Genomic DNA, 8,837 nt, shown 5'->3' with positions numbered 1-8,837 from the left:
CGCACTCCCGCCGAAGAACTCCAACGACTACTGTCAGACCCGTCCACTTTTGTTGCAGCGACCGCCTGAATCCGCCTCGAGCTTTTGCGCCATAGACGCAAAGTCAAGACTGTCGGTGGGTGCGCCTTTGTCGTACGGTGCAATCGCGTCGCGGTTGTGGGCGACAATCTGCCGAGTGGAGGCCGCCAATGCCGGAACTCGAGGGCTTCTCGCATATCGATTTGACGGTCTCGGACCGTGAACGATCCGCGGCATGGTGGCAGGATGTCATGGGCTTCACCATCGCGAAACGTTGGCGCGGCGACAGCTTTGACGTCATCACCTTGATGCATCCCTCCGGTCTCGTGGTGTCGGTCATGACCCACGACGCGCCGGAAAGCGCGGCCTTCGACGAACGGCGTATCGGCCTCGATCACATTGCTTTCCAGGTTGCGGACCGAGCTGAATTGCAACGATGGGAGGAACACCTGGAAGCGAACGGCGTCGCACACTCCGGGATCGCCGATATGCCATACGGGCCCACGCTGGTGTTTCGGGATCCCGACAACATCCAGCTCGAACTTTTCGTAATCCCGCTTGCCGAGCAAGCGAAACGACTCACCGCTGCTGGGTCAGCTCGGACGGACTTCCCAACCATCTGAGCCAAAGAAGTGGTTGAGTATCGTCGGCAGGCGCCCGGCGCGTTCGCAGGCTTGAAAGAACAGGGCTGCCATGTCGCGCGGTCCGACGAAATAGCCGTCAGCGTCCCACCAACGACTGCAGAACAAAACGACGCGCTCGTCGTCGACCCGCGGGAGGAGGACGCTGCTCAGCCACGTCCATGGACTCGGACGCGTGTCGCGGCGCAGCACCAACATGCCCGGCGTTGACGATTCCGTGTCTCGCCATTCGGCGTTGTACAGCCTCACGTAACGAAAGTGGTTGAGGTCGAAGGGAATCGTGACATCGCGGCGCATGAGTGTTAAAGCGCCGTTTTCGTCGACATAGCAGCACTGCACCGCACGTTTAGGGCGTAGGTAGGCAATCACGACCACCAGTAGCAGGGCTGCGGTCGCGGGTACAGCTTCCAACAATGGCAATTGGACCGTGAACAACCCCAGAGCCACACCGCAGATCGGCCATATCAACCAGCCCGCCGGTTTGAAGTGCAAGAGCCCGACGACACTCGTGGACATTACCGACGGCCCCCTTGTGCGCTTCTGGAAGAGGGTCGGCTGGGCCGTGGCAGGTCGCCCTCTGTATCTGTTTTTGAATCGTGGGTGGAACGACAGCACAAGGCCGGTAAGCAGGGCTACCACTAAGAATCCGCCAGCTATCAGATAGCTCGGCAACCAAGCCGGCATGTTCGATGCCACGGCGGTGATTCTCCTGCCGAGCTGGAGAGCTACCAAGTGGTTTCCGGTTGATTTGGTTGACTGATGCCTGAGATTGTTCCGGCTCATGGTTTACAGCTGGTTCGGTTGATCCTTGACACGCCCTAGATGAGCGTGGCTGGGCAGACGTATAAAGCGGTCTCGCGGCGATCAGCGTTTGCCGTCGATGATCGATGCAAAGCACCAGCCGTGCGCAACGGGGGGGCTATGGTCACTTCGTGAGGCGCCGAACCGTCCTGACGCTACCCCTGCTGCTGGGGGCAGGTCCTATGCTGACACAGCTGCCCCGCGCCGCCGCGGAGCAAAGCCGGTGGACGCCTGACCGAGCCAATCGCTGGTATCAAGCGCAAGCCTGGCTCGTCGGAGCCAACTACATCACCTCAAACGCCGTCAACCAGCTCGAGATGTTTCAGGGCGACACCTTCGACCCGCGGCGCATCGATCGCGAACTCGGGTGGGCCCGGTTGCACGGCCTTAACGTGGTGCGGGTTTTCCTGCACGATCTACTCTGGGCGCAGGACTCCCGAGGCTTCCAAACGCGTCTCGCGCAGTTTGTCGCCATCGCGGCGCATCACCGGATCAAACCACTCTTTGCGCTCTTTGACTCCTGTTGGGATCCGTTCCCCAAACCGGGTCGGCAGCGCGCACCGAGGCCTGGGGTCCACAACTCCGGTTGGGTGCAAAGCCCGGGTGCCGAACACCTCGACGACCTCGACTACCGCCGCACTCTGCGCAACTATGTCACGGGAGTGTTAGACCAATTCCGCACTGATGATCGCGTTTTGGGTTGGGACCTGTGGAATGAGCCCGATAATCCAGCTCGTGTGTATAGCAAGGTCGAGCGGAAAGACAAGCAGGAGCGCGTCGCCGACCTGCTCTCCTTGGTGTTCGGGTGGGCCCGCTCGGTTGACCCATCTCAGCCGTTAACGAGTGGCGTGTGGGACGGCGAGTGGGGAGATCCTCAGCGCCGCAGCACAATCAGTAGCATTCAATTGGACAACTCCGACGTAATCACATTCCACTGCTATGACGAACCAGCGGCTTTCGAGGCTCGGATCGCTGAACTCTCCCCACTCGGCCGGCCGGTCCTCTGCACCGAGTACCTGGCTCGCACGCAAGGCAGCACCGTTGATGGAGTGTTGCCAATTGCGAAGCGCTACAACATAGGTGCCATCAATTGGGGTTTGGTGGCCGGGAAGTCCCAGACCTACCTGCCCTGGGACTCATGGGATCATCCATACACGACGGTTCCGGAGCCCTGGTTTCACGATCTTGTCCAACCCGACGGAAAGCCCTACCGGGACACCGAAATTCAAACCATTAGCAAACTGCGCAGCTCTAAGACGCTCTGAGCATACCGCTGCGGCGCCTCAAATCAATCGTGAAAGCGCGTCAGCTGCTTCCTGTGGCCGTGGACGGCCTTGGCCGCCACGCTGTGAGGATCAGCAGACCAACCGGCAGCAGCACGGCGACCGTGAGCAGAACCGTTTGCCAGACCGCGGCGCCCGTCGTGAAGTGCTCGAGGTGTGTGAGGTGAAAGATCAGGTGCGGGATGGCGAACAGCAGGTACGCGCCCAGCGCGGTCCGCACCATGCGGCGCTCCATCGTGACTGCGGCCAGAACGAATACGAGCGCAAGCGAGAGGTTCATGGCGCCGTAGTCGCGCATGAGGTGTTCGGAGAACGGCGGGATGAGGTCCACCCAGGGCACGTAGTCGTAGAACGCCCGGGGGGCCAGCGTCGCGACAAGCCCAACCACGATCTCCACGAAGGTGAGAAACCACACCCCGGTGCGAAGCACGATCAACCGGGCGTTCACCGCGACCTCCTGCGTCGGCGATGTAGCAGGGGCAGGTAAGCGCGGATGGCGTCGCGGTACGGCAGTTGGCCGGCGGCGTGCTGTTCATTGACGTATTGCTCGAAGGTGATCGTGCCGGCGGCGTGCTCCGGGGCTAGCAACCCGCCGGCCCGTATCCGGCCAAACACCTTGCCGGGCAAGCGGATTGGGGTGATCGGTCGGCTCTTACCGACGATCGTCAGGTAGCTGCGGGCAAGATCGTCGAGCGCACGCGCCTGCGGGCCGCCGAAATCCGGCGCGCGCCCGATCGGATCGCCCAGCGCCAACCGGGCCAACCGTTCGCCCACGTCGCGCACGTCGACCGGTTGGAACCGCAGGCCCGACGGCAGCGCGATGACCGGCGGCTTCGCGAGCATGTGCAATAGGAAGGCGATCAGATCGTGAAACTGGGTCGCCCGCAGCACCGTCCACGGCAGGCCCGACTCGGCGATCGTGCGTTCGTTGGCGAGCATCATGCGGTAGAGGGCAAATGGGATGCGGTCGATTCCGACGATCGAGACATAAACCAGATGCGGTGAGCCCGCCCGTTTCGCCGCCGCGACCAGCTGCTCGGTGGGATAGACGCAGTGCACGATTGCGTCGACGCCGTCCATGGCCACGTCGAGGCCATCACCGGTCTGCACGTCCCCCACGACATGCCGAACATCGGTGGACTGCTGGGGGCGCCGCCCGCGACTGAGAACGCGGACCTCCGCCCCCGCTGCCATCAGGCTGTCGACAACGATGCGGCCCACGGTTCCCGTGCCGCCGGTCACGAGTACGGAGTTCGTCATACCCTATGGACCGGACAGGCCCGCAGGATGTGACAACTGCTCGGCAAGAAACCGCAGTTTGTCAGGATTGGCCAGGATCCGCACGGCCGCAATCCGGTCGCCCGTGATCTCGAAGCACAAGACACCGGCCAGTGTGTCGCCGTCGAATGCCAGCATCGCCGGCTCGCCGTTGACCTCGGCGGCATCGAGACGCAGCTGTATCTGCGCCAGGTTTCTGGTGAACACCCGCGCCACGTACTGGGCCATCCGGTCACGGCCCGAGATTGGGCGCCTGGCGGCCGCCACCTTGCCGCCGCCGTCGGCCGTGGAAGTCGCATCAGCGGTCAAGATTTCGACGAGTCCGGCCACGTCCCCGGCGCTGGCGGCGGTGAAGAAGCGATCGACCAGGGACCGCCACTGTGCGCGATCCGGTCGGTGCACCGCCTGACGGGGTCCACCCAGTCGCTGCCTCGCTCGCCGGTACAGCTGCCGGACGTTGGCTTCCGACATCTCAAGGATCTCGGCGATCTCTAGATGGCTGTACGCGAACGCCTCTCTGAGCACGAACGCCGCCCGCTCGTTGGGCTTGAGTTGCTCCATCAAGCTCAGCAGCGCGATGGACACCGACTCGCGTTGCTCGGCGGTTTCCTGCGGGCCGAGTGTCCGGTCGTCGGTGAGGACTGGCTCCGGAAGCCACGGCCCGGGGTAGACCTCCCGGCGAGCGCGGGCCGACGTGAGCCGATTGAGGCATAGGTTCGTGACGGCCTTCGTAAGCCACGCCGGCAGCGATTCGATGAGCGCTGAGTCTGCGCCGTGTAGTCGCAGATATGCATCCTGCACCGCATCTTCGGCTTCGCTCGCCGACCCCAGGAGTCGGTAGGCCAACCAGAACAGGCGCGGCCGCTGAGCCTCGAAGTCCTCCACGAGGTCGGTCACACCGCCAAGACTGCCACGGCTCGAATGTCGCCGGATGGTTGCGACCGCACAGCTGGTGCGGCCTCAAAATTAATATCGCATGTGCTAACGCTTTTGAGATTCGCTTGGCTGACCACGAGTGACGCAGCACAAATCACGCAATGTGCGCTATGCAAATCACACAACGTGCGTTACGCTCAGCCGATGGCGCAACTCACGTTTCAGCGCGCCCGCACTGAGGAAAAGAAGCGCCAACGTGCGGATGCCCTCGTGGAAGCCGCACGCTCGCTGGCAATGGAAACGGGCGTCGCGTCGGTCACCCTGACCGCGGTCGCCAACCGCGCCGGCATTCACTACTCGGCGGTGCGGCGCTACTTCACCTCACACAAGGAAGTCCTGCTGCACCTGTCCGCCGAGGGCTGGGTGCGGTGGTCGAATACCGTGTCGGAGAAGCTGGCCGAGCCCGGCGCGAAGTCGCCCTCGCGCATCGCCGAGACACTGGCCGAAGCACTGGCCGAGGACCCGTTGTTCTGCGACCTGCTGGCCAACCTGCACCTGCACCTGGAACACGAGGTGGACGCGGAGCGGGTCATCGAGGTCAGGCGGATCAGCACCGCGGCCACACTCTCGCTGGCCGATGCGATAGGAAGCGCGCTGCCCGAACTTGGACGATCGGGCTCGCTCGACATCCTGCTCGCCGCGTACTCGCTGGCGGCGACGCTGTGGCAAGTTGCGAACCCGCCGAAGCACCTGACCGACGTCTACGCCGAGGAGCCCGAAGTGGTTCCGCCCGAGTGGAATCTGGACTTCGCATCCGCCCTTACCCGCCTGCTGACAGCCACCTGCATCGGCCTGATATCGGAATTCTCATGAACTCAGAAAGGAGGCCGGAGCGCTGTGGCTTGGCGAAGTGCAACCGGTGAATACGGTCCCGATATCTCCGTGCGCCAGGGGGCCGAGCCGACCGCGGAAACCTCCGCCTCGACCGGTATGGAACGGGACGCCACACCGCGGCCGTCGGACACCAAGCGCAGCAGCGGCGCCCGGGCGCAGGAAGGTCGTCGAAGGGGGACTGGGGTGGCCGACGCGTTCAAGGCCGCCCCGAAGCGCGCCAACAAAAAGGGGCTCCTGGGGCGTTTCTGGCTAGTGCTCACGATCGCAGCTGTCGTCGCGGTATCAGGATTCGTGGTGTACCGGTTGCACGGCGTCTTCGGCGTTCACAAGGGTTCGTTCGGTGGTGGCACCTCGGGCGAGGTCCTCGACGAGTTCAACGCCAAGACGATCACGCTCCAGGTCTGGGGCCCACCGGGCAGCACGGCAACCATTAACTACCTCGACGAAAACTCCCATCCGCAGCAGGCCCTCAACGTGCCCTTACCCTGGAGCAAAGTATTGAGTTCGACGAAGCCCGGCATCCCGGCAAACCTGGTGGCGCAAGGAGACGGCAGTTGGATCGCCTGCCAGTTCGTGGTGAACAAGCACGACGGAAGCGGTGACGTCATCAAGACTCCGAACCGCTCAGATCCCAACCAAACCGTGAACGCCTTCGTCTACTGCCTGGACAAGTCCGCATGAGCGAGCCAGCCGAGGCTGATTCTGCCGCGCCGCCAATCTCGCAACCGCTGATCCCGCCGTTCCTGCCGCGGATGATCCACCGGCTGGCGCTGCCGATCGTCCTGGTGTGGTTGGGCATCGTGTTCGTCACCAACACCGTGGCCCCGCAGTTGGAGGTCGTCGCCAAAACCCACTCGGTGTCGATGAGTCCGACCGACGCGGCGTCCTTCCAGTCGATGATGAAGGTCGGTTCGACGTTCAAGGAGTTCAACTCCGACAACTCGGCCATGATCTTGCTGGAGGGCGACAAGCCACTCGGGGCCGAAGCGCACCGCTACTACGACGAGATCGTCAGGCGCGTCGAGCAAGACAAGAAACACGTTCAGCACGTTCAGGATTTCTGGAGTGATCCGCTGACGGCGGCGGGTTCCCAGAGCCACGATCAAAAGGCCGCGTACGTCCAGGTTTACCTCGCCGGCAACATGGGCGGCGGGCTGGCGAACGAGTCTGCCGCGGCCGTCCGCAAAATCGTGGACTCGGTGCCCGCGCCGCCGGGAATCAAGGCATACGTCACCGGCGCAGGTCCGCTGTTCGCTGATCAGTCCCATTCGGGTGAGAAGGGCGTCGCGAAGGTCACGATCGTCACCTTCGTGGTGATCATCGTGATGCTGCTGTTCGTGTACCGGTCGATCGTCACCGTGGTGATCATGCTTGCCATGGTGTTCATCGAGCTGGCGGCGGCCCGCGGTGTCGTCGCGACACTCGGTAACTACGGCGTGATGGGGCTGTCGACCTTCGCCAACAACATGTTGGTGCTTATGGCGATCGCCGCTGGGACGGATTACGCGATCTTCGTGGTCGGCCGCTATCACGAGGCCCGTGGTCTGGGCGAGACCCGCGAAGAAGCGTTCTACACCATGTTCCACAGCACCGCGCATGTCGTGCTGGGATCGGGCCTGACCATCGCCGGCGCGATGTACTGCCTGAGCTTCTGCCGGCTGCCGTACTTCGAGTCGCTGGGCGTGCCTTGCGCCGTCGGCATGCTGGTCGCGGTGCTCGCGGCGTTGACGCTGGCCCCGGCCGTGCTCACGGTGGCTTCGTTCTTCAAGCTCATGGATCCGAAGCGCACGCTGCAGACCCGGGGCTGGCGTCGCATGGGCACCGCGGTGGTCCGCTGGCCCGCACCGGTTCTCGCGGTGACCATCGCGGTCGCGTTGGTTGGTCTGCTCGCCCTACCCGGTTACAAGACGGACTACGACAACCGACACTTCCTGCCGGCCGACACCCCGGCCAATGTCGGTTATGCCGCCGCAGACCGGCACTTCGATCAGGCGCGGCTTAATCCTGAGCTGTTGATGATCGAGACCGATCACGACCTGCGTAATCCGGCCGACTTCATCGTCTTGGACAAGGTCGCCAAGGCGGTCTTCCACATCCCCGGTATCGGCCGGGTGCAGACCATCACCCGGCCGTTGGGCACGCCGCTCGACCACAGCACCCTCGGGTTTCAGATGAGTGCACAAGCCGCAGGGCGCATCCAGACCCAGCACTATCAGGAAGAACAGGCGGCAAACCTGCTCAAGCAGGCGGACGAGCTGCGCAAGACGATGGCGACGCTGCGCGAGCAGATGCGGGTCACCCAGGATCTCAGCAACACGACGCACGAAACCACCAGGCTCACAAAAGAAACCGTGCAGATCACCGAGGCGTTGCGCGACGACATCGCCGTCTTCGACGACTTCTTCCGGCCGATCCGCAGCTACTTCTACTGGGAGAGGCACTGCTACGACATTCCGATCTGCTGGGCGCTCCGGTCGATCTTCAACGCGCTCGACGGCATCGACCAAGTGGCCGAGAACATCGTGAACCTCAGCGCGAACCTGGATAGGCTGGATCGGATCCAGCCCGAGCTGGTGGCGCTGATACCGCCGCAGATCGAGAGCCAGCAGCGCAATCTCGACACCATCATGTCGAACTACGCGATCACGAAGGGTCTCAACGACCAGACGAAAGCGCAGTCCGACAACGCCACCGCCCAGGGCGATGCCTTTGACAGGGCGAAGAACGACGACACGTTCTACCTTCCGCCGGAGGCGTTCAATAGCCCGGATTTCGCGCGAGGTCTCAAACAGTTCATATCGCCGAACGGGCACGCCGTCCGGCTGATCATCTCCCATGAAGGCGACCCGGCGACTCCTGAAGGCATCAGCCGCATCGAACCGATCAAGCAGGCCGTGCACGAGGCGATCAAGGGCACCCCGTGGGAGGGCGCCAAGGTCTACCTCGGCGGCACGGCCGCGTCGTACAAAGACATGCACGACGGCTCCAACATCGACCTGCTGATCGCCGGAATCGCCGCAGCCACTTTGATTTTCATCATCATGCT

9 protein-coding genes are annotated in these 8,837 nt (G+C 63.2%); 5 read left to right on the top strand and 4 right to left on the bottom strand.

Features of this window, described 5'->3' with window-relative positions:
• The first annotated feature begins 188 nt into the window (after positions 1-188).
• A complete protein-coding gene (locus A9W99_RS05960) occupies positions 189-641 on the top strand; it encodes a VOC family protein (RefSeq protein WP_067374802.1) in 453 nt (150 codons plus the stop codon).
• On the opposite strand, the gene A9W99_RS05955 is transcribed toward A9W99_RS05960, so the two are convergent.
• Entirely contained in the window at positions 612-1,355 is a 744-nt protein-coding gene (locus A9W99_RS05955) for a hypothetical protein (RefSeq protein WP_156622966.1), read from the bottom strand. The genes A9W99_RS05960 and A9W99_RS05955 overlap by 30 nt on opposite strands.
• Before the next feature lie 236 nt (positions 1,356-1,591).
• Between A9W99_RS05955 and A9W99_RS05950 the strand changes: the two genes are divergently transcribed.
• Entirely contained in the window at positions 1,592-2,725 is a 1,134-nt protein-coding gene (locus A9W99_RS05950; protein WP_067374808.1) for a 1,4-beta-xylanase, read from the top strand.
• Positions 2,726-2,765: 40 nt separating this feature from the next.
• On the opposite strand, the gene A9W99_RS05945 is transcribed toward A9W99_RS05950, so the two are convergent.
• Genes A9W99_RS05945 through A9W99_RS05935 form a run of 3 tightly spaced genes read right to left on the bottom strand, consistent with a single transcriptional unit; the run spans position 2,766 to position 4,918 of the window.
• Positions 2,766-3,191 carry a hypothetical protein gene (locus A9W99_RS05945; RefSeq protein ID WP_253869631.1) on the bottom strand — a complete coding sequence of 142 codons (426 nt, stop codon included), beginning with the start codon at positions 3,189-3,191 and terminating at the stop codon, positions 2,766-2,768.
• Positions 3,188-4,003, bottom strand: a complete 816-nt coding sequence (locus A9W99_RS05940) for an SDR family oxidoreductase (protein WP_067374798.1) — start codon at positions 4,001-4,003, stop codon at positions 3,188-3,190. The genes A9W99_RS05945 and A9W99_RS05940 overlap by 4 nt, the downstream gene beginning before the upstream one ends.
• 3 nt (positions 4,004-4,006) lie before the next feature.
• Positions 4,007-4,918, bottom strand: coding sequence for an RNA polymerase sigma-70 factor (locus A9W99_RS05935; RefSeq protein WP_067374796.1), 912 nt, complete (start codon positions 4,916-4,918; stop codon positions 4,007-4,009).
• A 183-nt stretch (positions 4,919-5,101) separates the two neighbouring features.
• Between A9W99_RS05935 and A9W99_RS05930 the strand changes: the two genes are divergently transcribed.
• The 3 genes from A9W99_RS05930 to A9W99_RS05920 form a co-directional block, all read left to right on the top strand.
• Positions 5,102-5,770: a TetR family transcriptional regulator gene (locus A9W99_RS05930; RefSeq protein WP_067374794.1), complete on the top strand. Its 669-nt coding sequence runs from the start codon at positions 5,102-5,104 to the stop codon at positions 5,768-5,770.
• A 204-nt stretch (positions 5,771-5,974) separates the two neighbouring features.
• On the top strand, positions 5,975-6,472 hold the full coding sequence (locus tag A9W99_RS05925; protein WP_067374804.1) for an MmpS family transport accessory protein: 498 nt from the start codon (positions 5,975-5,977) through the stop codon (positions 6,470-6,472).
• Positions 6,469-8,837: RND family transporter (locus A9W99_RS05920; RefSeq protein ID WP_067374792.1), on the top strand; the 2,369-nt coding region annotated here is incomplete at its 3' end. The genes A9W99_RS05925 and A9W99_RS05920, both read left to right, overlap by 4 nt.

Origin of the sequence: Mycobacterium sp. 1164966.3, assembly GCF_001665395.1 — a bacterium.
Classification (GTDB): domain Bacteria; phylum Actinomycetota; class Actinomycetes; order Mycobacteriales; family Mycobacteriaceae; genus Mycobacterium.
This window is presented reverse-complemented; position numbering and strand designations above follow the sequence as displayed.

Bases quoted from the DNA above. Each gene is read 5' to 3' on its own strand.
- A9W99_RS05960 (WP_067374802.1), top strand. From the start codon at position 189: ATGCCGGAACTCGAGGGCTTCTCGCATATCGATTTGACGGTCTCGGAC.
- A9W99_RS05940 (WP_067374798.1), bottom strand. From the start codon at position 4,003: ATGACGAACTCCGTACTCGTGACCGGCGGCACGGGAACCGTGGGCCGC.
- A9W99_RS05930 (WP_067374794.1), top strand. From the start codon at position 5,102: ATGGCGCAACTCACGTTTCAGCGCGCCCGCACTGAGGAAAAGAAGCGC.